We start from the raw sequence: 26,270 nt of genomic DNA, 5'->3' as shown, positions 1-26,270 counted from the left end.
CGATTTAACTTATGATAAATTCTGTTATTAATAAGCGTATTTGAAGTAACTAACGAATAGCCCAGTGCTTGATGTCTTGTTCGGTTAAAAACTGTTCTGCATTTTCGCCCTGCATTTGAGCTAACGTCGCCAATATACCTGCTTGAATGCATTGTGGTGCTGAAACAGTCATTGACCGCGGTGCATGCTCAATTGGCCAACCTGTTTTAGCATTTAGAATATGGCTGTAACGTTGACCGTTTTTCTCTAAAAAGCGCTTTGCATCGCCACTCGTTGCCAGTGCACCTTTAAATAATGAGACGACTATGGTTTTTTTGTCGACAAAACCAGGGTGCTCTACTCCAACTTGCCACGGTTGACCATTTTTTCTTGATGAATTTGTCGCTAAATCGCCACCTAAATTCACCAATACGGGTTGTTGTGTTAATAAATTTATTAAGACTATGGCGCGATCAACCGCATACTCTTTACCAATACCACCGAAATCAATTTCCATATTTATCGGTAAAGTCACTTGGCGATTATCGTATTTTATTTTATGCCAACCCACATTCTCCATAGCCTTTTTAACCGCCAGCGAAGTAGGAATATTGTCAGAGCAATCAAAACACCAGACTTTTCTTAGCACGCCTGAGGTTATATCAAATATCCCATCGCTAAGTTGGTAACAAGTATCGGCAAAGTTTAATAAAGCAAAAGTCTCATCATCAATAGCGATGGGCTTACCCTGACTTTGATTTATCTGGCTACAAAGGCTATCGGAGTTGTAACGGCTATACTTGTCTTCAATGCGCCAAACTTCTGTACTGACTTGTTCACCAAGCTGTTTGGCAAGCGCGGGGTCAGAGGTTTCAATAATCACCTCACATGGACTGGCCATAGCATCAAATTGAATACAGAATCCGTCTGAGCGTTTGGCCAGTTTTATTTCTCTAAGTTTATTCAATTGTCACCTTGGTAAAAAGATAAAGCCCTTATTTATGTGATTAAATAAGGGCTTGTATTATTTAGATTATTACTACACTTTAGAACGAATAGCTAACCTGCGCAATTATTGCATCAATGCTTTCATATATATCTATATTAGCTAAAGCACTAGGCACCTTATGTCCGGCACTTTTTGGGTCTTGGCGATAATATTCAAGTCTAAAAGACAAATCATTACCATCTGCTAACTTCATACCATATTTTAAACCAACCGTATAAGCGGTCATTTCACCAATACGGTAATCGGCACTGGCAAACTCAGGTGTTGCATCATCTTCCATTAAGAAAGGTTGATAAAATTGGGCTGCGCCTTGTTGATAAAAACGTAAATGTGGCTCTAAATAACTACCGTTACCTAACGGAATATAAAAGCGAGTATCTACCGTATGAGACTTTATATCCCAGTCATCCCACATATACCGATATGACACATCTAAAATAGTTTCATCAAAATGATATTTTGTTTGTGCAAAAACACTTTGTTTGGTCCGCTCATTAGGGCGATTCTCATATAAATAGTCTTGTGCAAGACCTTCGTTATTTAACAAACTTAAGACTTTAAAGGGATCCGTTAAATAGCCATCAACAACCGAATAGGAATAATTAAACTGTGTGACCATACGTCTATTAATGACTTGGGTAAAACCTACCATAATATCCGAGGTGGTTTTATCATCATCGCTGCCCATTCGAGTAGCATCATGAGCACTTTCGTCTTCGCTGTCATTATAAGCTGACGCCATAGAAGCAAAAGGTTTAGGTAAGCCCCCTTCTGGTGTAAAGGTGTCTTGAAAATGACTTAAACCAAAAGAAATAGTCGAGTTCTTCTTATTAAAGTCATAAGCAATATTGCCATTTACCCCTAAAGACAAGTAATCATATTCTTTTGATAGATGCCCACCGACACTGCCTGTAAAATTAGGTGCTAGTGCTTGCGTCCACTGAGCATTCAGCTGTACACGCGTATCATGAAAAGTGTCATCAAGGGGTGTTTCACCTGCTTTAACTTGATAATCTCCTTTACCAGAGGGTCTGGTAAACGTTTGAACATCGGGCTGAGCAACGGCGCCATTGGCTGAAGCCCCGGTTAATGCATCAACCGTTAACTTCAAATTTAAAATACTATCGTCGCTGTAAGTTTTTTTAGCATTAAAAACAGCTTCTGCTGCTGAAACACGATCAGCCTCACTGTAATATAAAAACGCGGAGTCAAAAGACCAAGTATCTTTATCTGCTGCTACTGATGTTGGGGCAGCACTAACTTGAACACTGCCTAACAAAGCGGTAGTTGCTAAAGTTAACGCAGCCTTGAGGTTCTTTTTATTGATGGTTTTTTTCGATTTACTCTCGTTAATTAATTGCATCCACAACCTCCTCCACCGAAGCTTTTACCGCCGCTTGACGCTTCTTTGCTGAAATAAATATGATCATCAAGTGCCGAATCAATTGGCGAAGATGTTAAGGCCATTTGCTCTTTTGCTAACAGATCACGTTCCCAAGGTTCGACACCTAAACTTGAGCAACCTGATGCCAAAGTTACCGCAGCAAAAACCAGTGAATATTTAAATTTATTGTTCATTGAATACCTCATTATTCTCTTTATATTATTCGTTAGAGAGCAAGTAACTGTTGAATTTCTTGTTCGTATTGTGAAACTTTGTTGGTAAAAAAACCACTATGTGCGTATTTAATCTCACCTAACTTGTTGATGATCAAACTACTGGGCATCCCCTGAATTTTAAAAAAGCGCGCGAGCTCACCGTTAGGATCATAAATTACCGAAAAGTTTGCTGGGTTCTCTCGTAAAAATTCAGTGGCTAATCTTTGTTCCGTATCGAGGTTAATACTAATAACAGTAAAGCCTTGTGCTTGATGCTCATTCTGCATTTTATTCATCCACGGGAATGATTTACGACAAGGACCGCACCAAGATGACCAAAAATCTACATAAATAACATCACCATGGTGTTGAGCTATTAGGGTATCTAATTGCATTTTAGCTGAACTTTCAGATAGATTATTCGCTTGGGCATGACTCAGTAATGCTAAAGACGTTAGCATCAAAAGGAAAAAAAATTGCAATCTTTTAATAGCCACTCTTGCTGTTAGATAAGGATGTTGTGCGTTAAGTATGTTCACTGAAATACCATCAAGAAATATAATTGACGCTATCTTAGTTAATTTTTCTTAAGGAAAGCTTAAGAAAAATTAAACAAACTTAATAATGACTTTTTAACGGTCGTCGCCAAAAGTTATCACCGCTTTATTTTCCAACCACAAGGGGTATTGGGTCATCACTTTACTGAACATCCGGCTTTGTAAATAGTTATTTAGCCATGCCCTAAGTTTCGGATACGGTGAATGTAAATACCATTGCCGCTCGACTTTTGAAAACTTACGAATAAAAGGCAATAAAGCGATATCGGCCAAACTGTTTTTGTCTGACATAAGAAATTCAGTGAGTTGTAGACGTTGCTCTAAATCGGCTATATATTTTTCACACGCAGCTCTGTCAATGGCCAGTGAAGTTTCATGATAACGTTTTGCACACTGATATTTATCAAAACATTGTTTAAATTCATTATCAAATGTTGAAATTAACGATAACATTTCCGGTAATAAATCGGGTGTATCACTATGCAGAAGGTTATCGGGATCGCTTTTATCTAATGCCCACAGCATAACCTCCAGACTTTCTTCAATCACCCGCGGCTCTCCCGTATCAAGTTCGGTGACTAAAACTGGGACCGTGCCTTTTGGTGATACCGCAATCATTTCATCGGGTTTATCGGTTAATACCAGGTCACGTAATGCAACTGTCTGTTTTGCATAATATATTGCGATTCTTGCGCGCATTGCATAAGGACAGTTTCTTAAGGAATAGAGTACAGGTAACGACGAGTTTGGCTTCATGGGCGTTTATTTATAGAAAATATAAAATAATAAGTTACTTTAACGGTATTCATTAAGGAAATATATCGGTAAAATCGCCACCTTTAAATTTAAGTGAAAATAAGTGACCCCATGGATCAAAAAATAGAGTTATTAGCACCCGGCGGTGATGTCGAAGCAATTAAAGCAGCGATTATTGCTGGAGCCGATGCCGTTTACTGTGGCCTAGATACTTTTAACGCCCGTAATCGTGCGACTAATATCTCCTTTGATCAACTTGTTGGCGTTATTCGTTTAGCTCATCAGTATCAATGTGAAATATTTTTAACCTTGAATGTGGTGATCTTAGAGCGTGAATTTGCTTCACTGGCTAAATTATTAACTAAACTTGCCAACACCACACTTGATGGTGTTATCGTGCAAGATATTGGCATGTTCTATCTGCTTACCCAGCACTTTCCAACCTTAGATATTCACGCATCAACGCAATTAACCACCCATAACGTGGGTCAAATACCTTTTTTGAAAAAACTCGGTGCATCACGAGTGAATTTATCAAGAGAGCTAGATTTACGTGAAATTACCGCAATGGCAGCAGCGGGTAAAGCGCACGATACCTTAACAGAAGTTTTTGTGCATGGTTCACTCTGTGTGGCTTTCTCTGGTCTTTGTTATTCAACATCAGCAAGTGTTGGCAATTCAGGAAATCGCGGTCGTTGTAGCCAAGCTTGTCGTGAAGAATATGAACCAACAGCAACCGGTAATAAATTCCCGTTAAATATAAAAGATAACTCGGCTTTTTTTGATTTACCTGCGCTTATCGAAGCGGGTGTGCATTCCTTTAAAATTGAAGGACGTATAAAAGGTGCCAGCTACGTTCATACTGTTGTTGATAGCTTTCGCAAACAAATTGATGGTTTCCTTAAAACAGGTGAATTACTCGAAGATGGTGAACGCCTTTATAAAGTTTTTAACCGCGACTTCTCCAACGCCTTTTTACGTGGTGATTTAAATCAGTCAATGTTTATTGAAAACCCACGGGATAATTCCAAATACCATGCTGTTGATAAAAGCAATGCGATATCAGTTGTACAAATTCAAGAAGTTGAACAAAAACTTAATGATGAAAAACAGCTAATCAATGCCTCTGTTGACGATAAAATAAAACATTTAACCATTGGCAAGATACCGCTAACACTGGCTATTTCAGGTACATTAGATCAACCACTTACCTTGACCGTAACGACAAAAGAACTTTCTCAACAGCAAGCTTTTGTTGATGCTAAAGACAGCGAGAAAGGGCTTGAGGTTAAAAGTTACGCGCTTAAGTCACAAAGCAACTTAGTAAAAAGTGGCAAACTGAGTATTGACAGAGAAACCCTTGAAAAGCGTTTTAAAAGCTTTAACAATGCCCATTTCGATTTGATTGAAATAATAACCGATGACTTAGAAGATGGCTTAAGCATTCCTTTTAAAGAATTAACGGTATTAAAAAATGAAGCCGCCTTTTTGTTGAATAACTCTAAAGCTGTGTTACCTGAGGTTCAATTACCTAAGTTAGCCAATCACCCTAAACATACCACGACTGGTGATGCAAAAGCCGAGCTATCAATTCTTATTTGTGATGAAAGTGATGTTGAATTAGCAAAATTAACTTCGGCAGATATTTACTTTAAATTACCCGATGCATATAAACGCGGTTGTACTAAGTATGTCGGTTTTCTTAAAGAAAATCCTCGCTTGATCCCTTGGTTTCCTTCAGTATTAATTGGCAAAGATTACGACGTCGCGGTCAATATTTTACAACAAGTAAAACCACAACTCATTGTAACCAATAATACGGGTATCGCTTATGAAGCGAACCGTTTAGGGATTCAGTGGATAGCAGGGCCTTTCTTAAATACGACTAACTCTTACGCTTTACTTGCAATGCAAGAAGGTTTTGATTGTAAAGGTGCGTTTATTTCTAACGAAATAAACCGTCAACAAATTAGAAATATTGCTCGTCCGGAAAACTTCAAACTCTTCTACAGTATTTACCACCCTATTTTATTGATGGCCAGCCGACAATGTTTCTTCCAACAAAGTGTTGGCTGTGAAAAGCCACGCATTGATAACGGCTGTATGCTGTCGTGTGATAAATCAACCAGTATCACTAACTTGAAAGGTGTTTCGTTTGCTATCGATAAACAAAAAGCCGGCTATCCAAGTATTTATAATCAAGACCAGTTTTTAAATACTGAAATTATTGAAGACCTAAGTGATTTATTTGATGGCTTTATGATTGATCTGACTAACATTGGCTCAGGTGATAAAGAAACACCAGACAAAGCGTTATTGATTAGTCAATTTGAAGCATTACTTAACGGTAATATTAACGTACCTGAGACACTTAATATCATGGTACCTGAATCAACGAACAGCCAATATCATAACGGCTTATAAGATAATCGCGAGCAGATAATACCAAAACGATGCTTATAAAATAACTGCATGTTTATCACCAGACTAAGTCAGTAAACATGCAGGTTTTATCATTAAATAAGTTTAGTTGTTGGTATAACAGACTTTTGTTTTTGCGACATAATCATGCAGACAACGCTTTTCTTTACCAAAGATAAAGAGTGGATTAACCAGGCCTGAAATAATTTGACCACCAAAAGGAACAAGAGAAAGTAGTTGCATCGGTATCATCCGCTTAACGTAAATTGTCGTTAAACTTGCCTTACTGTCATCTAAATTTTCAATTCGAATAGACATGAAATTCTTGCCTATGGTTTGTCCATAATGGTAAAGCAGGTAACCATGTAAGACAAGGCCAGCAATAAGTCCATAAGCGAGTAACATCACTGTTAAAGAAAAAGTGGGTTCCGCTAATTTATCAAAACCGACAGTGATAAAAATAGGTACAGCAGCAAATATACCAATAAGACCATCAATTAATGCCGCATAAAAACGGTCTAAACGTGTTGCTTTTTCACCCACTCTTTTCACATTTTGTTCTATCGCCGGTTCAGCGACAGTTTGCTCGACTGTTACAGCTACAGGTGCGGGTTCAACAACTGTTTTCTCAACTATTAACTTATTAATTTCTGCAGCTCGTTCTGGGTATTGCTCACTGTCGATTTGTTCTGCTGCTGAGTATAATTCTTGTAAGGTATATGACGTAAAATCGATTATTGGATCCATGTAGACTATGCTTCCTTTTTAAAAAGATGAATTGGCTTGTGTTAAGAACTCACGTTCTTCTTGACTAGACTTCCTGTTAAGGATTTTATTGCGATGCGGATAACGGCCAAATTTTTCAATGATTATTTTATGTTTATTTTCAAAATCGATACTTGAAGCAACGCCATTATCGACAAAGAGCTTAACAGCGATATCATGTATCATTAATGACTCACTATGCATAAACGGCATATACAAAAAATTTCTTTCTAAATGATTTAACTCTTGATCAGCGCCAACGGCTATCCCTTCTTGAGCAAGCGCTAAAGCTAAAGGGTCACAGGCAAAAGCACCTGGCGTATCACGATACATATTTCTAGAGAACTGATCTAGAATAATAATTTCAGCAAGTCGCCCTTTAGCTGTAAGTCGCCATTTGAATAACTCACCACTATTTGCCGCCAGATGCACAGCCGAAAACTTGCTAATAATACACTGATCAAACGCGAGGTCTTTTAGCCACCACTGTGATTGATCGATTTCTTTAAACCAAAAATTTAAAACGTCATCTGCATTCATTAACCCAACCTCCATCGCTGTAATCAATCTATCGGCTAAGCACTTTTATTTATACGTCACTTTGCCACCAATCATTTTAAAGGCTGGCATACCCCGAATTAACGTCTCCCGAGCAAAGACACTGGCACAGCTTGGGCACACACAGGGTGTCATGGTAAAATCTTTAACTATCCGAGCTTTAAAACATTTAACTAATGCCCCTTTACCGCCTTTTTTGTATTTATACAGAGGTGCTCGACACTTACTGCAATAAATATCAACAGACTTTTCAGGGGCTTTTTTATTGGGCTTAGCCATCAATAACAGTTACTAAACTATTATTTATTTTCTTTAAGTTTAGCTTTAGCCGCTTCAACTTTAGCAAAATCTAAACCTAGCTCTTCTACCGCTTCTTTAATGAGTTCTGGGCTAGACATGACCATCATCATAATTGATTGCAACTTCTCCGGTGGTAAACCCAATGACTGAATATTCATCATCGCCATCATTGGGTTTTCGGTGAGTACTTGAAAAAGTTCTTTAATTTTTTCTTCACTTACATTTAATTCTTTTAGTGCCTGAATAATAGGATTCATTACCTTTCCTTAAAACATAAAACATAAAACTTAGCTAAACAGCATTGTCGCTATTTCAACTGACATTTACCAATCTAATTTTCTCATTCATTGGCACTATTTTCAGTAAATGTTATTTACCTAGTGACTAGATGATTAAAAAATAGCAAGAATTGATAACAATATTTAAATGGCTCACTCTTGGAGTGAGTGAACGGGAATTTTTCTTTGTTTATCAAGTTTAATTAAGTAAGCATTTCTGCCAATACCCATAAATTCTTCGTCCGTATAAACAACGGTATTATCATCAAAAAAAGTCACTGACTCTTTTTGGGTAATAGTCCCTAGATTAATTTCATAAGCATCGCCTGAAAAAAAGTCATCCCCTTGCCAATTTTCAAATAGCCACAACCTTTGTGAGTCTAATAACACCAGTTTCTTTTTATTGGGGCTTAACGCCGCAGAAGTTATCCAACAGAGTTTTTCATGATGCGTGCAAGTCGTGAAAGAGCTGAGCTTTGTCGCCTGATGATTAGCCGCATAAGCCCCTATTCGGTACAAATTAGTTTCGCCGTCAAATGGCACGGATCTGTTCTTTGTAAACAAGTACAATTTCTTTTTGTAAAAAACAAAAGCTTCTAAATCATATTTTTTCTGATGTTCTTTTGGCGGATAACTATTTTGCTCTGGATACATAAATTTAATTATCTCAGCGCTAGTACTATCGCCCTTAATATCAATGGGATTTTCTATTTTATAGATGGTTAGCCATTTTCGCTTATTGTCGTTATTGCCAAAATCACCTAAAAAGAAATGGCCAAAATCGTCTTGGGTCATATCTTCCCAATCAATATTTTTAGCATTAGTGATCAACACCGTTTTACTTATTTTACCATCGGCTTCAACCCGGTATAAATTTGGCTTATCACCACCATCATTTATTGCCCAAAGTTTACCTTTTTTATCAAATTCAATACCCGAAACTTCCGTGAGCCTCTCATCCATTGAAACCAGTTTATTGTTATAATGATGTTTAATTGATGAACCCAGCGCAATAAAAATAAACAATGATAAAAATGTAGTTAACCAACGTAGGTTTTTCTTGAGCATAGGGTTTTTAATTTTCCGAAAATACTAATCAAGGAATTAAAATAAAGACTTATTTTAATTCAATAGAAAATGGATAAAGTTTAAGGAGATCACTTTGAATGTTCAAGATCAGCTGCCAGTCGAATTTTTCGACGCTATTATAAACTGTTTTAGCGCTTTTAGGAAAAGACAGTTTGTCGCGACTGCAGGTCATTATTTTTCAATTTCAATACTTAGTCACATCTGAATCTGTTGTTCGCAGGTTAATCAACATATTCAGACAATAAAATATCTTTAGGAATACTCTCAGCTTTTATTCGCGTTGAATGCAGCATTTGCATTTTCCATTGCCCCGCCACTTTCACCATGACGGCACTTTCTAACCAAGCTACAGTACTTTCTTCCTTGCCATTATTGAAAGTTGCTTTATTCCAATAACTCACCCATGCAACATCACTATAAACCCTTGTTTTAATGACACTAAAATAGTTTCTTCTTTTATACTCTGAGGGTTTAACAACGTTAATCAGGTCGGTTAAGCTCCAATCTTCGCCGGCTTCTAACAACTGAAAATCGTCAGTGACCACGGCTTTCATTTTAATATGGTCTGCTGCTGACATCGCAGAAAATAGTGTTTCAACCGGTCTAAAAACGGCTTCATTGGCCAATAAATTAACGCTTACTGATAAAGTAAGAATAAGAATAAGTAAATTTTTATTGTTCATGGTTTTCCCTAGTAATCAGTTATTTTATAATTATGCCTAGCTAAATTGATAGACACTTTGTTAATAAACTTTATAGCAAAAACCTAAACTCTGATTATCTTTGAGTGATAGTTTTTAATAAAAATTAACCGTTACGTACCAAGATAAGTTTTTATTACCATTACTTTGCACGTTCGATTGCTAAATATTGTCGTTGAGATACGCAATAAAGGCGTGCTCTTCGAGTGGGCGACTAAAAAAATATCCTTGAATATAATCGCATTGATGCTTAGTTAGTAATTGGCACTGAGCAAGATCTTCAACCCCTTCGGCAACCACTTTTAAACCTAAACTTTTTGCCATCGACAAGATAGCGCAAGCCAAAGCTTCATCTTCATCTTCATCTTCAGCATTAAAGGTAATATCTTTAATAAAAGCGCGGTCTATTTTTAATATGCTAATAGGAAACCGCTTTAAGTAGCTAAGTGACGAATAACCGGTACCAAAGTCATCAATCGACAGTTCTATACCCATAGCTCTTATAGCTGATAACTGAATTAGGGTTTGATCATCTTCTTGAATTAATAAACTTTCAGTCATTTCAAGGATCAGTGAATCTGGAGCAAGTTGTGTTTTTGCTAAGATAGTTTCAAGTTTACTGATAAAATCCTGACGTTGAAACTGCACACTCGAGATATTAACTGATATCTTTGGTGCAAGGTCAAATTGGCTTTGCCAGCATTTAGCTTGTTTACAAGCTTCTTCTAAGACCCAATCTCCAATTTCAGTAATAAAACCAATATCTTCTGCTAATGCAATAAAGTCAGCCGGTGGAACCAAGCCTTTTATTGGGTGTAGCCATCTAACTAAGGCCTCAGCAGAAACAACTTTATTACTACTAACTTGATGGATAGGTTGATAATGTAAAATTAACTCCTTGTTAACAATAACCTTGCGTAATTCAACTTCTAGATGCCTTCGTTGTTGGGCTTTGATATCCATTTCTTTAGTAAAAAATTGTACATTATTTTTACCCTTTTCTTTGGCTTTATACATAGCGCTATCGGCTTTACTCAATAGCTCTTCATAGGTACTGCCATCATCTGGAAATATTGATATACCTATGCTTGCGGTAACATAAGCTTCTATTTCTATTAAATGAAATGGCTTAGCTATTTCATCAAGTATCTGGCTGGCAATTTTTTCAAAACTAAAGACATCATTGTCGCCCGACAAAATTATTGCAAATTCATCACCACTCAAACGACTGACCGTATCGGCCTTTCTTACCGACTCTTTGATACGCTCTGTGGTTAATTTTAACAGCATATCTCCCTTAGCGTGGCCAAAGGTATCATTAACATTCTTAAAGCCATCTAAATCAATAAAAAATATAGCAACTCTATTATTGTCCCGTTGGGCAAGTTCCAAAGTATGCTCAAATCTGTCGACAAACAGATTTCTATTGGCGAGTCCGGTCAATGAATCGTAATTAGCTTGGCGATAAATTTTATCTTCGGCCTTTTTACGTTTAGTAATATCACTAAATAATGAAACATAAGACTCTAATTGCCCAAACTCATCTCTCAAAGCAGTAACAGATAACCATTCATAAAACACCTCACCATTTTTACGTCGATTGCAGATTTCACCTTGCCACTGCCCCAAGCTTTCCAAATCTGCCGCCATGCGCTGATAAAATTCTGTGTCATGATGCCCAGAGCTTAATAATGTGGGATTTTTACCTAAGACTTCTTTTTCCTCATAGCCAGTAATTAATATAAACGCTTGATTAACCGCAACAATATTATTATCAATATCGGTAACCATTACAGCCTCTGTTGCGGTTTTAAATACCGTTGAAGCGAGTCTCAACTGTTTTTCATCTTGCTTAATTTGGGTAATATCTTCTTTAATCCCTACATAACTGGTGATTCTATTTTTAGCATCTTTGAGGGGATATACATTGGCTTTCTCCCAAAAATTATCACCATTTTTTCGCTGATTATAAAACTCCCCGACCCAGTGTTTACCTGATGTTATTGTTGCCCATAAATTCTCATAGAGCGGAGATTGATGAAAACCAGATTTAAGAATATTTGTTTTTTGACCGATCACTTCTGTTGCTTGAAACCCAGAACTTTTAACAAATTCTTTATTAACATAAGTGATAATACCATTAAGGTCTGTGGTTTGAATTGAGACTGGGCTTTGCTCTACAATTTGAGCAATTAATGAACGCTGAGCTTCAGCTTCATTTTTTCGTTTTAACATAAAAAGTAAAAACAGACTCAAGGTCGATAATAACAAGAGACCTATCACTAATAGTTGTATTAAGTTTTTTTTAGTTTTATCGATTTCATTAACTTGCTTGTCGACCAAGTTCTCTAAATTACTTTGATAATGCCAAAGCGCTTGCTGATATTCCCTTTCTGATGTCACATCTTGGATAATAGAAAAGAGCACAGCTTTATTATTATAAGTTATCGGAATGGAATGTGACGACACGGTTTTAATATCGCCATTACTGGTTTGATGTCTAAAAATAAAATAATTTCTATCTTCTGATTTAGCTAAGGCTCTTTCTGAAGCGACTTGCTCTACACTCAACAGGTTAATGTCTTGAATAGCCAGTGACTCAAGTTTTTTTTCTGCGAATCCATAGAAATGTTGAGCGGCTGAATTTGCCTGAAGAATATTACCGGTTTTAGGCTCAATGATTAACATAACTGCGCTATGTTTTTCAAAAATAGCGCTAAAGTCACTCATTGAAAAAGTATCATTTGAAAATAATAACAGCATAACAAAAGCGCAAAGATACCGATATTTTTTGAACGAAACCTTGATCGCCTTTAGCAGGCAGAAGCGCTTAACATTGAACATATTATCCTATTATACTTAAAAAGAAGGTTAAATTTTATTCAAGTAAAAACTGCATTAAGATAGTTCGTTAAATTAACTTAATTCCATTTAATACTAAGATAGTAACATAGGGTGAGATTAATAACAGGAAGTCAAAAAGAGTATAGAAGATTAGAAGTTACACTTTATAATTTAGCGATTATTGACCGTCAATAAAAGTGCATTAGCACTTATTCTATTGGGCTAAATCTTGCTAAAACACCATAAAAAAAACACCAAGCCAATAAATGACTGATGTTTTTATTTGCTAAGTAAGACATTAGCTCATTAGGCTGAATATACATTCAGCCTCTTAGTTTAATCACTGTTATTCTGTGTCGCTATAACCGGCCCAAATATCAGCGTTTATGGTATTCACTGCCCCTTTCTTTTTACGCTTTTTCTTTCCTGTGCCTTCAGGCTTTGCCATGGGTTTTTCTGCGGCAGTAATTGAATCATTACTGACTTCATCGGCTTCAAAACCTTTGACTTGCTCACGTTCAAGACGAATTTTATTTTTCTTTTCGATGATACTAAAGTGATGAAAGTCTTCATGGTCAATCAATGATAAAGCTAAACCTACTTCACCAGCACGGCCACTTCGACCAATACGATGCATGTAGTCTGACGGACTTCTCGGTAAGTTGAAATTAATAACCACCGGCAGTTTTTCAATGTCTAGTCCGCGAGCGGCTATATCTGTGGCAATGAGCACGTCAATCTCGCCAGCTTTAAAACCATCAAGCACCCTACTTCGTTCGCCTTGACCTTTATCACCATGAAACACTGCCGCGGTAATACCACGTTTAGCAAGTTTTTCAGCTAAATGCTCACAGTGGTGTTTAGCATTAACAAAGATGAGCGCTTGTCGCCATTCATTTTCTGCAATTAAATGTGCTAACACTGCGGTTTTTTCGCCTTTATTAACGCTAAAGACACGCTGGACTAGCGTACTTGCATCAGCACTTTGAACTTGTATCTCGATCGGGTTGTTAAGTAATTCTTGGGTTAACGTTTTTACTTGTTCAGGAAAGGTTGCTGAAAATAATAATATTTGTTTTTTCTTCGGTAATAAAGCTAACAGCGCAGATAACTCTTCGGTAAAACCTAAGCTTAACATCCTATCGGCTTCATCAAGGACTAAGGTCTTAACCAAATCAAGCTTAATGGCATTACTTGAAATTAAATCGAGTAATCGACCCGGGGTTGCCACCAGAATATCGGCGCCACCTCGTAATGCCAACATTTGTGTATTCACAGATACACCACCAAAAACAGCAACCGTTTTTATCGCACCATTGAAATGCACGGCATAAGATTTAATGCTCTCTGCTACTTGTTTAGCAAGTTCACGCGTAGGTACTAAAATAAGCCCAGTAACATAATTCCCCTTGTTACTCTTGTTACTCTTGCTATTTGAGGCTGTATCAGCAGACAGTTGTAAAAAAATGTGCTGCAAAAGTGGTAATGCAAAGGTGGCTGTTTTACCTGAACCGGTATTTGCCCCTGCAATTAAGTCACGTCCTGCTAAAACACTTGGAATAGCTTGTGCCTGAATAGGCGTCGGCTGCAAATATTTGAGCTCAGTTAATCGAGCTAATAGGGGGGGAATAAGACCAAGTTCTGTAAACTGGGCTGGGGTTGAAATAGAGGTCATTAAGATAAAGGGCTCAAGGCTAAAATAAGTAAGTATATTTTAGCCTATTTTTGCCCCAGTAAGTTAATAAAATTGACTAACCCTAGCAGAAAGCCCTTAACGTGAATTAAATTCAAGTTAAGGGAACACCCTGACAAGATAGTTAAATTTTACTAATAACTCTTTACTTCTTTATTTAGATATTTCGGCGTTAAGAAAATCTTCTTGGTGAGGCTGACCCGTTGTATTAGTTAAATTAGCATTAGACTCACTGTTGTAAAGTAACCAATCTCTTGCTGCGCCAAAAGCGCTGCCATCAGGGTTTAGTGATATAGACTCCAAGTAAAGCGCTAAAACACCCGCAACATGTGGAGCGGCCATTGATGTGCCGCTCATCGTTGTTGTGCCACCGCCACTTTTAGTCGATAAAATATTAGCTCCAGGGGCTGCAATAGCTACTGGCGCAGATTGATGACTAGTCCAGCTAGCTGAGCCATTACCCCAGTTAGAAAAGCCAGCCCAATCATCATTTATATCGGTTGCACTAACGGTTATCACCGCATCGTCATAAGCTGCTGGCGTTGAACCATAAGCATCTGCGCTGTCATTTCCTGCCGCCACAGCAAAAATAACCCCTTGATTTTTCGCATTACAGATAGCGCGATGAAAGTTATCATTACCAATAAAACCGTCATTGGTACAGGTACCTGTTTTAGAGCCATCACCGCCCAAGCTCATGTTAGCAACAACCGCTACGCCTAAAGATTCAGCCTGCTGTGTTACCCAATCAATACCAGCAATAACCCCAGAATTAGAGCCACTGCCAGCAGCATTTAATACTTTAACGGCATGTAAAGTAACGGCTGGTGCTACGCCAATAACATCAAGGTTATTATCTAATGCACCAATGGTGCCCGCAACATGGGTGCCATGGCCTTGATCATCATCCCAGTTATTTGAACAATCTAAACCAAGACACATTTCAACACTATAACCATTAGCGACATTACTAGCTAAATCTGGGTGATCAGAATCTATACCCGTATCAATAACATAAACATGAACCCCCTGACCGGTGTTTTCATCAGTATTTGCCCCTATGCGACTAATTCCCCAAGGAGTTTCTTGCTGGCTAGTCTGGCAACCAAATAAGAAACTGCATGCTGCCACTTGATTGGAAGTACTTTTTGTTGCGTGAACTCTGCCATCTTTTGAAACACTCAAAACACGTTGATCTTGACTTAGCTGGGCAAGTACTTTTGACGGAACCGTCGCAGAAAAACCAGTAAAAACATGGCTGTAAGTATATTTACTTGCTATAGCGTAATCGTCGATAAAGTCTGCAACACTGGCAATTTGATTAGCATCTAGGCTAACGATAATATTGCTAAGTGCGTTGTCTTCTGCAGCAATAGCTGGCAGTGCAATACAAGATGAAATCATTAAGCTTATTAATTTCTTTTTCATTTTTGGCTCCACATAGTATTAAGTTTCTCAAGTTACTCTAGGATAGAGCACTTAATTATTGTTTTTGGTACACATCTAAAAGTAAACGTGTTGTTACCAATGTAGAGTCTTGATACTGGTATGACCATCAGGGGAAACCCCTACTTTAATAATATTAACCCCTCACTGGAGGCATTGTCTTGTTAACAAACAAGTTAATATCGAAAAAAACCGAGCAAATAAACACGGCTGTTAAAACGCCGCTAATAGTAAATGTTTAAGATTTAGCTGAGGAGCGTAAAAAGGTAGGATTTAATTATGATTTCAGTATTATTGATGTGTGTATTGAGTTTCAAGTAAACAGAAACAGCTAGATATTTTAAATAATAAATATGGCTAAACGGTATTTTATGCAGAGTATCGATTAAATTGCGCAAAAGCGTGTGAATCATTATTTTTTAAGTAATAATACGCCATCAAACTTCCATAATTTTCCTGCATCAATATAACATCGATTATCATCATATTGACGTTACTATTGGGTTAAAAATAACTAGAGATACCATGAAAATACTGACCACTTTAATCACATCATTAACGTTAATACTAAGCACCTTAGTAAGTGTCAACGCTATCGCCACAACCTTTACTTTTACCGCGATCCCTGATGAAGACGAATCTCAATTAAGAACTCGTTTCGAAAAAGTAGCCTTGTATTTAGAAAAGGAACTTGGCGTCAAGGTTAAATACGTACCGGTAAAGTCATACTCTGCCGCCGTAACAGCCTTTAGAAACAACCAAGTTCAACTCGCTTGGTTCGGTGGTTTATCTGGCGTACAAGCCCGACTTTTAGTGCCTGGATCACAAGCGATTGCTCAAGGCTATGAAGATCAGTTTTTTAAGAGCTATTTTATCGCTCACCACAGTACGGGGTTAACGATGAACGACAATTTCCCTGATATAAATGATAAAACCTTCACCTTCGGCTCAAAAGGCTCAACATCAGGTCGATTAATGCCACAATATTTTATTGAGCAACATTTAGCTAAAAAGCCACAGCAAGCATTTAAACGTGTTGGTTTTTCTGGTGACCATAGCCGCACTATTGCTCAAGTTCAAGCGGGCGCTTACCAAGTTGGTGCTGTTAATTATAAAGTATGGGAAAGTGCACTTAGCGCAGGAAAAATAGACACCAATAAAGTCAGTGTTATTTGGGAAACCCCTACCTACCCTGATTACCAATGGACGATACGCGCCAATGTTGATGCGGAATTTGGCAAAGGCTTTGCGAATAAAGTGCAGGCGGCACTTCTCAATATGAATAACCCAGAGCTACTTAGTAGCTTTCCACGTTCTTCTTTTGTTAATGCTGAAAATAAAGATTTTGAGCCAGTATTAACAGTGGCTAAAAAGATAGGACTTATCGATTAATGATAACCCTCGACTACCTAAACCTTTATCATCATAAAACAACCAGCAATAATACAGGTAAGCGTAAAGGGGCTGCTCAAGTCATCTTTGATCTAAGTCTGACGATAAATAAAGGTGAAAAAGTTGCGATTATTGGTCCCTCTGGTGCAGGAAAAACCTCGCTACTGCACCATTTTTATCAGTGTTTACAAACCAGCGCAGCGCTTTGTTCTCAGCGCCAAGGCTTAGTCGATAACTTAAGCATCTTCCACAATATATTTATGGGTGCTTTAGCTCGCCACCACTGGTTATTTAATCTTATTAACTTAATGAGACCTTTTAAACAAGACTTACACGATATTGGCCTACTTTGTCAGCAGTTAGAACTAGATGAGCCCTTAGACAAGTCAGTAGATAAACTTTCAGGTGGGCAAAGACAACGAGTCGCATTAGCAAGAGCTTTATATCAGCAGCAAGATATATTTCTTGGCGATGAACCTTTTTCAGCACTTGACCCATTAATGGCGTCAAGAATACTTGAAATAATATTAGCTCGCCACAAAACTGTCATTATGGTTGTACACGACCGTACCTTGGCAATGAACGCTTTCGATCGTGTTATCGCCTTAGATAAAGGTCGGTTGGTACTCGACAGCAAAAAACAGTCCATTAACCAACAGCAGATCAGCAAACTTTATCAAACTGACGCAGTCGCGTAGGTTTATTTTATGGCGTTGCGACAAAATACAGTTTACCCATTAGGATATTGGCAAAAAGTCACCTTATCAATAGGGTTTATCGCCTTAGTTATTATTCCTTTTGCTGATATAGAAATTGTTACTTTCGACCCTTTACTTGAGTTATCGCTTATGGCTCAAGGTTTTATTCACGCTGACTTTTTCGCCACTGAATACCTGTTTCAAGCGATAATTCAAACCCTTAACTTTGCCATTATTGGTGTATCTTTAGGACTGCTGCTCGGCGCTCCTCTCGCACTCATCTACCCACACCCTTTAGTATCTGGCTGCTGCGCTTTTTTACGCGCAATTCATGAGATTTTTTGGGCGCTGTTATTTTTACAAGTTTTTGGTCTTTCTCCAATAACAGGCATTTTAGCGATCACTATTCCCTTTGCCGCCACTTTTGCTCGGGTATTTCACGATATAATCAATCAATCGTCAGACAATCCATTAGAGAGTATTGACAGCAGAGCAGATATTATTAGCCGCTATACCTATGGCAAAATAGCTCAAGTTTTACCGCAACTTATCACCTACACACGCTACCGTTTTGAATGTGCGCTGCGCAGTAGCGCTGTGCTGGGATTTATTGGTATGCCAACACTGGGTTATTATTTAGAAACCGCTTTTAAACAAGGAAACTATAGCGAAGGCGCTGCATTACTGATGATATTTATTGCGCTTATTGGCACGATTCGTTATTGGTGCCCTCCTAAGTTATTAGGGGTTTACCTTATTATTGCTTGTATAACATTGGTAGAAATTCCTACGCTAGATAGCAGTTTACTGATACGCTTTATTAGCCAAGATATTATTCCTCCTGCGTTAGTAAACACCTTAAGTTTTGCCGACGTGCAATGGTCATTACTTTATACTTGGTTTAGCGATATTGTTACGCTACAGGCTTTCCCTGGGGCGATATCGACCCTAACTTTAGCCTTATTAGCATTAGCGGCTAGCCACTTTGTTAGCTTAAATGCCCATGTCATTGCAAGTAAGCATTTATGGCCCGCCCCGCTTGCGTATTTTGGTCAGTTCATTTTACTTATTGGTCGTTCAGTACCTGAATACATATTAGCGTTTATTTTTTTAATATTACTTGGCCCGTCGATGTTACCTGCTATTCTTGCCCTAGCCATACATAATGGTAGTGTTATAGCCTACTTAACGGTTCGACAAAGTAACGCCATAGCGCCCCCCCTGATGCAGATAAGCACGTTAAATAAGTTTAACTACTACATAATGCCAAGCATTTATCCCAATATGATGGCTTTATTGTTTTATCGATTCGAGATTATCGTCCGTGAAACTGCCGTGTTTGGTATTTTAGGTATTATGACATTAGGTTTTTATATCGACAGTAATTTCAGTGAAATACGCTACAGTAGTGCATTAATTCTTATCATCTGTACCGCTTTACTTAATGTCGTCATCGATCATATTTCAATGCGGCTACTTAACTCCCACAAACAATCGTTAACGACATAAGCTAAAACCAACACTTATCGATTTTGCCATTTTATTACAAATAATTAGCTATTCAATAGTCCTTAAAAAAAAATGATACCTGTGTTTAAATTAAACCTTGCCGCTTAATATGAGCTTCCATTAAAAATATTACCCTTTAATTACAAGTATTAAGACAAATTGAAGGTTTTAATTCTCAGTGATACTATTGAGATGATATAATAAATGATTAACGATTAGCAGTAAGTCCTGAAAGTGCTGTTGAATTAATGTATATTTATCATCCTCTTGATATTTTTATTCTATTGAGAAGTGATATCAAACTAATTTATCCATTCACAACCTATTTGAATTCTTAATAATTAAAAACTTATGGCTACAAACACTTTTACACCTGAATTACTTGAAAAACACTTTGCCAAAAATGAATGGAAAAAAGGAACGCGTATTTTTCAGGCGAATGGCATTAAAACCTGCGCCCTTGATGGTGAAATAATTCGTGGTGTCGTTTACAGTGAACGCTCTCGCCAAAGCACTTATTTGACTCGTTTAGTGCTAAATATTAAGAATGATGGTATTGCCAGTTATTGCGATTGTTATATTGGTCGAGATTGTAAGCATGGCGCAGCGTTAGCGCAGTGTTTTATTCACGAACATTTTGACCAAAACAGTATTGCGACTTCTGAAAAGGTCATTGATAAATGGCTTAGTCGCTTTCAAGCACAGCCCAGTAGATATCAGCCCAATAGCCAACAAAAATCGCTATTGTACTTTTTAAAGCCTAACAGTTATAACGAAGATGACTATTTCACTTTAGGTATAAAATCAGCTCGCCCCAAAAATAGTGGTGGATGGAGTAGTTCACTTGGCAGCGAGTTTTCTGCCAGCTCGTTAATAAATAGTGCTTATGCTAATAACGATGATGTTGCTGTACTTACCGAACTTATCCGTACTAATCAGTATGGCGATAACATCAAGTATTTTGATTTGTTCGAACGTATTATCAAAACTAATCGCTGTTTTTGGCAAACAAGTTACGACTTAAATGAAGCGATCACTTTGGGTGATCCCATAGAAGCCCAGTGGCAGTGGTTAGCCCTTGATAACAAGTTACACACCTTAAAACTTGTTTTCATGGAACCCTCGACCAATATTCTTATCATCAAAGCACAGCCACTTTGTTATTATGATGAAAAGAATAATTGCTTTGGGAAAATCAATACCAATACACAATGTAATTTTGAGGCAGACTTACTCAATTCACCTATTTTCGAAGAAGACAAATTACCTTGGGTCATGAATAAGTTATCTATGTCGTTAGGTGATGCTGTGCAGCGTTTACCTAAACCCAAAACAGAATACTCACAAGAGTTGACCAAACCAGAAGTACATTTGCACTTTTCAACCCCCCGTGAAGCAGATCCACAATCAGGTTTTGTAAAGGTTAACTTTTCCTACCAAGGAAATTTAGTCAACCCACATAATGAGAGTGTTACGGTTACCCCCAAAAACTCAAGTGAAAATGATAACGAAACTGAAACTGATAAAAAAATAAAACTGTATCGAGATTTAACGTTTGAACAAGCGGTTATCGATAAGTTGACGACGTTAAAATTTACCGTTCAGCCCAAAGCTAAGCGTTATACTTTCACCAATGAAGACTATTTAAATAAAGATAAAACGCCTAAATTTTCGATGCTAATGCAAGGGCGCTACCTTTGGCATCACTTTTTGCATCAAGAAGTACAACCACTTAAGAATTTAGGCTGGCATATAACTTTTACCGATGATTTTTATTATAAGGCGCTCGCTACCGACAGTGTTTTTGATGCTGAAGTTATTCAAACCGATGACCATGACTTTTTCTCATTAGGGTTAAACTTAACCATTGATGGTAAAAAAATGCCGGCATTTCCTATTTTGCTTGGCGCGATTGAACAACTCCCTAAATCGGCGTTAGTTGACCGCGAAAAAGAAAAACTTATTTCGCCTGATTCACCTATTTACGTTGACTTAGATAATGGTGACTTCGTTGCCTTGCGTTATCAAAGCGTACAACCGATATTGAAACAGTTTATTGAGCTGTTTATGCCCAATGCTTTAAATAAAAATGGCACTATGGAGCTATCACGTTTTCAAGGACATCAAACATTATCAATGTTAGATGACCAAGGAATGATAGCCACGGGTACCAGTAAGTTAAGAAGCTTAGCTGACAAACTCAGAGACTTCCAACAAGTGACCACGGTTCCTGTGCCAGAAGGATTGAATGCGACCTTAAGAACATATCAGCATCAAGGGCTAAATTGGTTGCAGTTCTTACGCGAGTATCAATTAAATGGTATTTTGGCTGACGATATGGGTTTAGGTAAAACGATTCAAACCTTAGCGCACCTATTAATTGAAAAACAACAAGGCCGCCTTACTAAGCCCGTGCTCATTGTGGCACCAACCAGTGTTATTTTTAACTGGGCAAATGAAATAGAGAAATTTACCCCACAACTTTCTTATCGCGTTTTACACGGCAGTAAACGCCAGCAGCATTTTGATTGTTTTGAAGGACTTGAGAATCAAGTTGATATTATCATCACCAGCTATGCATTGATTACTAAAGATTTAGCGCTTTATAGCCAGCAAAAATTTTATTATCTAGTGCTCGATGAAGCTCACTATATAAAGAACACTAAAACAAAATTATACCAAGCCTTTTTGACCCTCAAAGCGCAACATAAATTATGCTTGACCGGTACACCTATGGAGAATCATTTAGGTGAGTTTTGGGCACAATTTAATTTCTTATTACCGGGCTTTCTTGGTGGCCAAAGACAATTTACTAAACTCTTTAGAACACCGATAGAGAAGCATGGTGAGCAAGAGCGTAAGCAGTTATTAAACCAACGCATCAAGCCATTTATTTTACGCAGAACGAAAGATAAAATAGCCACTGAGTTGCCGCCAAAGACTGAAATCATTCAAAAATTGCGTATTGAAGGTCAGCAAGCTGAGCTTTATGAATCAGTGCGTTTAGCGATGGACAGTCGTTTAAAAGATATCATTGCTGACAAAGGCTTAAAGCGCAGTCAGATAGAAGTATTGGATGCATTATTAAAACTAAGACAGGTTTGTAATCACCCTAAATTATTATCGCTTGAAGGCGCTAAAAAAGTAAACCAATCAGCCAAGCTTGACTACTTAATGGAAACGCTACCTGAGCAAATTGCTGAAGGTCGCAAAATATTAATTTTTTCTCAGTTCACCAGTATGCTTGCTTTAATAGAAGATGAGTTGGTGGCAGAAGGTATTGATTTTGTTAAACTAACTGGTTCAACGACCAACAGACAGGCCGTGGTAGACAAATTCCAAGAAGGTGAAGTGCCGGTATTTTTGATTAGCTTACGTGCTGGTGGTGTTGGCTTAAACTTAACCGCTGCCGATACCGTGATTCATTTTGACCCTTGGTGGAATCCTGCCGTAGAGAATCAAGCAACTGACAGAGCGTATCGAATTGGACAAGACAAACCTGTTTTTGTTTATAAATATATTATAGAAAATTCAATAGAAGAGAAAATCCAAAAAATACAGCAAAATAAAGCAGAACTTGCTAAAGCTTTATTGTCTGAAGAAGTCAGTGATAATAAGCTGAGTTTAACAGATGATATTTTAGGCTCGTTGCTAGCACCGCTAAGCTAATTTGAAATAATAGCCATTACATTGCATAGAGTTGATGAGAATAAGTAGAGTCATCAACTCGCTTTTAATGACACGTCATTGCTTTGAATACCGCTAACTTGCTATCTTACTTATCGGGGTAAACTACTCTGTCTCTTGATATTACGGGTTTGGTTACATATTGAGCAGGGGTTACTCAGGTATTAAAAAAGCGCCTCAAAATTAAATATCATTAGACTGTCTGAGGGTAGCGTCTAATTCAATCACACTTGAAACTTGGTTTCTTCCTGCTTTTTTTACGCTATACATGGCTTTGTCAGCAGCTTCTAGTAGAATTATTCTATTAGATTGACTATCGGGAATAGTTGAAGCTAAACCAATACTTATCGTGACATTAAATGTATTACCCTCATAATCTAAAGGAGTACTTTCAATTGAAAGTCTCATTTTTTCTGCCAGTTCCTTGGCATCTTTAGCGCTATATCCTGAAAGTAATACCACAAACTCCTCACCTCCAAAGCGCGCAACGAGATCTGTCGACCGCTTAATATTTTCTTTAATCACTTTAGCCACATGTATTAAGCAAGCGTCTCCACATAAATGCCCATGGTTATCATTAAATACTTTGAAGTGATCAACATCTATCAGCATTAATGCTGTTGATATTTTATGTCGGCTACCCATTTGCCATTGGCGTTCAAATTCACTGTTAAAATATCCCCTATTAAAAATATTTGTCAGTGAGTCAATTTTGTTGAGTTGTTCTAAAATTTTGTTCTGTCCATCCAGTTGAGTTTCAATTTCAAAAGAGCGGTTATATTCACCTGAAGAGCGAATGCCCATTAAACCAATGAAGGTTACATAGACGAGGATCATAATCGCATAAGGGAGTTTATCCTCAATGATAAAACCCGCTATTATTGATGGAACTAGAAGTATCCCTAAATTCAATAAAGCTAAAGGTATTCTTGGTGTCAGTGCAACAATGGCACTGCTGGCAATACCACCGATAGCCAACATAGTGACATGTAAAATAGGGGTGAAACGCGGGTCATATATCGCTAAACCAAAGAATAGGCTTAATACACTTGCCTGTAACAATGATAAAAAAGTAAAGCAATTGCGCCACACGTTAGGAGAATAATTATAAATAGCATCGCTAAAAAACCAGTGAGCAAGGCGCACTATACTAATTGCCAGCATGCTTAACGCAAAAGCTAAGGTCAAAGCAGGCTCTTCGGTGTGAAAATCAAATGGCCAAAATACAGCCGGTAACATCACCGCATAAACAAGGATGCCTGTCATCGAACGACGTCTAAGATCCATATCAATACGTTGTTGAATGTCTGGCAGTTTTTTGATGTTTAGCTCCTGTCGATAATTAGCTTTATATGTAATCGTCTATTAATAAAAAGCTAATAGTTATTTTTTGTTAATAAATTTAAGTGTATACGCTAGGATAATAATGGCGAAACTTTTTATCATTTAACGAAACCAGCCCTTACTGGCAAAAATATAAATACCACAAGACATCGCCACACCAACAAAGAAAGTCACTTCATAAAGGGTAAAATTCCACGGGCTGTCAATTAAGTTCATTCCCATTAGACCACCAACCATGGTGGGGATTAAGGTTATGGTGGTGATAACAGCCAGTAACCGCATTACCTTATTCATTTGAAATGAAGACATATTAATGCGCAGTTCAACTAATGCTGCCAGTGTTGTTACTAAGTCATCGGCACTATCAAATAATCCATCAACGTCATCGGCTAATACCGTCAGGATAGGTCGAGGCATCAATTCAAAACTTTTAATTGCAAGAGGCTTTTCTGCAAGTTGGTGAACCACTGACGCTAAATGCTTAAGGTTACCCCTAACATTGGTAATTTCATTACGCAGTCGAAACGTTTGGTCTAAAAAGCTTTTATCACCTAATTGTTTTTGATGCTTATCTAGGTATAAAAGCGTCTGTTCTAATGTGCCAATAACATCGGTGTATTGTGCGACAAGAACACGAATAAGCGCACTTGTCGCTTGCATCAGAGGCGGTGCAGGTATTCTTACCTCCATTAAATCAACTGTTATTTCATCTACTAACGATGATTCTGTCCCAGACAAGGTAATAATATTATTATTCGCGCCCAATAAAAGAATAGGACTTCGTTCTATGGTCGGCACACTATCATCGGACTGTTTTACCACCTTGGGACTCCAGAGAAAAATGGCGGTGTATTCATCCATTCGCTCTATTCTTGGGTACAACGAATGTTTAAAGAGCATATCTAAGGCAGACTTAGGGGCTTGAAGAATCTCCGCAACCTCTGTGAGTTGCTCAGAGTTGAGCCCTACAGCAAATAACCAGTCATTACTTGACGACTTTAATCGCTTTACAACATTACCCCAAGTTAATTCAGTGTAGCCACAAATATTTTTATCTACTAACGAATAGGCGCTAAAAGACTGTATTGGTGGTGACGATACTGTCGAAACTTTATTGTTATCTAAGGACATAGCAAATTTCATTCGAACACCAAATAAAGCCATTCGGATGAATTTAAGCAGTCTTAAAGCAGGAATATTACGTAAATGTTCATTAGCCATAGGGATCAAAGATAACAAGCCCGTACAGATGATGAATAAATCTAAGATACGCCACGGATCCAGTAAAAACACACGGCGACTTGATGCTAAAACAAAGTTAACGCCGTATTCAACGATGAAAAGGGCCAGGATCCCCCATTCCAAAAAAACTTTCGCTTGAGAAAAGCGCTCATTAGTCGCAACGACTGTTGGCGCAAGAGCAATGAAAAGTGAAATAAGCGCTAAAAAGCCCATGACACGTTCATTGAGCAACAAGCGAATTTTTGATGTTATAAAGATACTCTCATCCACCTTAGAATTAATTAAGTGTTAATTGTATTATTAAGGCTAAAATGTGTAAACACATTTCAAAACAGAACAGTAAGTGCATTTCAAGTTCCCTCTTTTCGTTGTGATTTTCACAGCAAAGTTATCAGTAATAATT

21 protein-coding genes are annotated in these 26,270 nt (G+C 37.7%); 5 read left to right on the top strand and 16 right to left on the bottom strand.

Annotation, left to right across the window (positions count from 1 at the left end):
• Nucleotides 1-49: 49 nt before the first annotated feature.
• The 5 genes from H4J62_RS05110 to H4J62_RS05090 form a co-directional block, all read right to left on the bottom strand.
• Nucleotides 50-946 (bottom strand): FAD:protein FMN transferase, encoded by an 897-nt coding sequence (locus H4J62_RS05110; RefSeq protein WP_259364615.1) that lies wholly within the window; start codon nt 944-946, stop codon nt 50-52.
• A 79-nt stretch (nt 947-1,025) separates the two neighbouring features.
• Nucleotides 1,026-2,351 carry a DUF3570 domain-containing protein gene (locus H4J62_RS05105; protein WP_182214203.1) on the bottom strand — a complete coding sequence of 442 codons (1,326 nt, stop codon included), beginning with the start codon at nt 2,349-2,351 and terminating at the stop codon, nt 1,026-1,028.
• Entirely contained in the window at nt 2,342-2,566 is a 225-nt protein-coding gene (locus tag H4J62_RS05100) for a DUF4266 domain-containing protein (RefSeq protein WP_070376578.1), read from the bottom strand. The genes H4J62_RS05105 and H4J62_RS05100 overlap by 10 nt, the downstream gene beginning before the upstream one ends.
• Nucleotides 2,567-2,598: 32 nt before the next feature.
• Nucleotides 2,599-3,126: a TlpA disulfide reductase family protein gene (locus tag H4J62_RS05095; protein WP_310733529.1), complete on the bottom strand. Its 528-nt coding sequence runs from the start codon at nt 3,124-3,126 to the stop codon at nt 2,599-2,601.
• A gap of 93 nt (nt 3,127-3,219) precedes the next feature.
• Complete coding sequence (locus H4J62_RS05090) at nt 3,220-3,900, bottom strand: glutathione S-transferase (protein WP_182214201.1); 681 nt, start codon at nt 3,898-3,900, stop codon at nt 3,220-3,222.
• A gap of 111 nt (nt 3,901-4,011) precedes the next feature.
• Here H4J62_RS05090 and H4J62_RS05085 point away from each other — a divergent pair, with 111 nt between their 5' ends.
• A complete protein-coding gene (locus tag H4J62_RS05085) occupies nt 4,012-6,324 on the top strand; it encodes a peptidase U32 family protein (RefSeq protein ID WP_182214200.1) in 2,313 nt (770 codons plus the stop codon).
• A 102-nt stretch (nt 6,325-6,426) separates the two neighbouring features.
• Here the strand turns inward: H4J62_RS05085 and H4J62_RS05080 are convergent, their stop codons facing one another.
• From H4J62_RS05080 to H4J62_RS05040, 9 genes are all read right to left on the bottom strand, one after another.
• Nucleotides 6,427-7,068, bottom strand: a complete 642-nt coding sequence (locus H4J62_RS05080) for an RDD family protein (RefSeq protein WP_182214198.1) — start codon at nt 7,066-7,068, stop codon at nt 6,427-6,429.
• Nucleotides 7,069-7,086: 18 nt separating this feature from the next.
• Nucleotides 7,087-7,626 (bottom strand): DUF924 family protein, encoded by a 540-nt coding sequence (locus H4J62_RS05075; RefSeq protein WP_182214197.1) that lies wholly within the window; start codon nt 7,624-7,626, stop codon nt 7,087-7,089.
• Nucleotides 7,627-7,671: 45 nt separating this feature from the next.
• The gene (locus tag H4J62_RS05070; protein ID WP_182214195.1) at nt 7,672-7,923 is read right to left on the bottom strand and encodes a hypothetical protein; all 252 of its coding nucleotides are present in this window, start codon (nt 7,921-7,923) and stop codon (nt 7,672-7,674) included.
• Between the two features lie 20 nt (nt 7,924-7,943).
• The gene (locus H4J62_RS05065) at nt 7,944-8,201 is read right to left on the bottom strand and encodes a DUF2999 family protein (protein WP_182170121.1); all 258 of its coding nucleotides are present in this window, start codon (nt 8,199-8,201) and stop codon (nt 7,944-7,946) included.
• 174 nt (nt 8,202-8,375) lie between these two features.
• Nucleotides 8,376-9,290 (bottom strand): hypothetical protein, encoded by a 915-nt coding sequence (locus H4J62_RS05060; RefSeq protein WP_182214193.1) that lies wholly within the window; start codon nt 9,288-9,290, stop codon nt 8,376-8,378.
• A gap of 242 nt (nt 9,291-9,532) precedes the next feature.
• Nucleotides 9,533-9,994, bottom strand: coding sequence for a nuclear transport factor 2 family protein (locus H4J62_RS05055; protein ID WP_182214191.1), 462 nt, complete (start codon nt 9,992-9,994; stop codon nt 9,533-9,535).
• A gap of 180 nt (nt 9,995-10,174) precedes the next feature.
• The gene (locus tag H4J62_RS05050; RefSeq protein ID WP_182214190.1) at nt 10,175-12,775 is read right to left on the bottom strand and encodes an EAL domain-containing protein; all 2,601 of its coding nucleotides are present in this window, start codon (nt 12,773-12,775) and stop codon (nt 10,175-10,177) included.
• A 427-nt stretch (nt 12,776-13,202) separates the two neighbouring features.
• On the bottom strand, nt 13,203-14,531 hold the full coding sequence (locus H4J62_RS05045; RefSeq protein ID WP_182214188.1) for a DEAD/DEAH box helicase: 1,329 nt from the start codon (nt 14,529-14,531) through the stop codon (nt 13,203-13,205).
• A gap of 171 nt (nt 14,532-14,702) precedes the next feature.
• The gene (locus H4J62_RS05040) at nt 14,703-15,977 is read right to left on the bottom strand and encodes a S8 family serine peptidase (RefSeq protein WP_182214186.1); all 1,275 of its coding nucleotides are present in this window, start codon (nt 15,975-15,977) and stop codon (nt 14,703-14,705) included.
• Between the two features lie 543 nt (nt 15,978-16,520).
• Between H4J62_RS05040 and H4J62_RS05035 the strand changes: the two genes are divergently transcribed.
• The 4 genes from H4J62_RS05035 to H4J62_RS05020 all read left to right on the top strand — a co-directional run bounded on the left by H4J62_RS05035 (nt 16,521) and on the right by H4J62_RS05020 (nt 23,263).
• Nucleotides 16,521-17,387 carry a putative selenate ABC transporter substrate-binding protein gene (locus H4J62_RS05035; RefSeq protein WP_182214184.1) on the top strand — a complete coding sequence of 289 codons (867 nt, stop codon included), beginning with the start codon at nt 16,521-16,523 and terminating at the stop codon, nt 17,385-17,387.
• Complete coding sequence (locus H4J62_RS05030) at nt 17,387-18,085, top strand: ATP-binding cassette domain-containing protein (RefSeq protein WP_182214182.1); 699 nt, start codon at nt 17,387-17,389, stop codon at nt 18,083-18,085. The genes H4J62_RS05035 and H4J62_RS05030 overlap by 1 nt, the downstream gene beginning before the upstream one ends.
• Before the next feature lie 9 nt (nt 18,086-18,094).
• A complete protein-coding gene (locus H4J62_RS05025; RefSeq protein ID WP_182214181.1) occupies nt 18,095-19,594 on the top strand; it encodes an ABC transporter permease in 1,500 nt (499 codons plus the stop codon).
• A gap of 351 nt (nt 19,595-19,945) precedes the next feature.
• Nucleotides 19,946-23,263: a DEAD/DEAH box helicase gene (locus H4J62_RS05020; protein ID WP_182214179.1), complete on the top strand. Its 3,318-nt coding sequence runs from the start codon at nt 19,946-19,948 to the stop codon at nt 23,261-23,263.
• 201 nt (nt 23,264-23,464) lie between these two features.
• Here the strand turns inward: H4J62_RS05020 and H4J62_RS05015 are convergent, their stop codons facing one another.
• A complete protein-coding gene (locus H4J62_RS05015) occupies nt 23,465-24,568 on the bottom strand; it encodes a GGDEF domain-containing protein (RefSeq protein WP_182214177.1) in 1,104 nt (367 codons plus the stop codon).
• Between the two features lie 159 nt (nt 24,569-24,727).
• Nucleotides 24,728-26,137: a CorA family divalent cation transporter gene (locus H4J62_RS05010; protein WP_182214176.1), complete on the bottom strand. Its 1,410-nt coding sequence runs from the start codon at nt 26,135-26,137 to the stop codon at nt 24,728-24,730.
• Nucleotides 26,138-26,270: the final 133 nt, after the last annotated feature.

Source organism: Colwellia sp. BRX8-5 (assembly GCF_014077325.1).
In the GTDB taxonomy this organism is placed as follows: Bacteria; Pseudomonadota; Gammaproteobacteria; order Enterobacterales; family Alteromonadaceae; genus Colwellia_A.
Note: the sequence above shows the minus strand (reverse complement) of the source record. Positions and strands in the feature narration are given on the sequence as shown.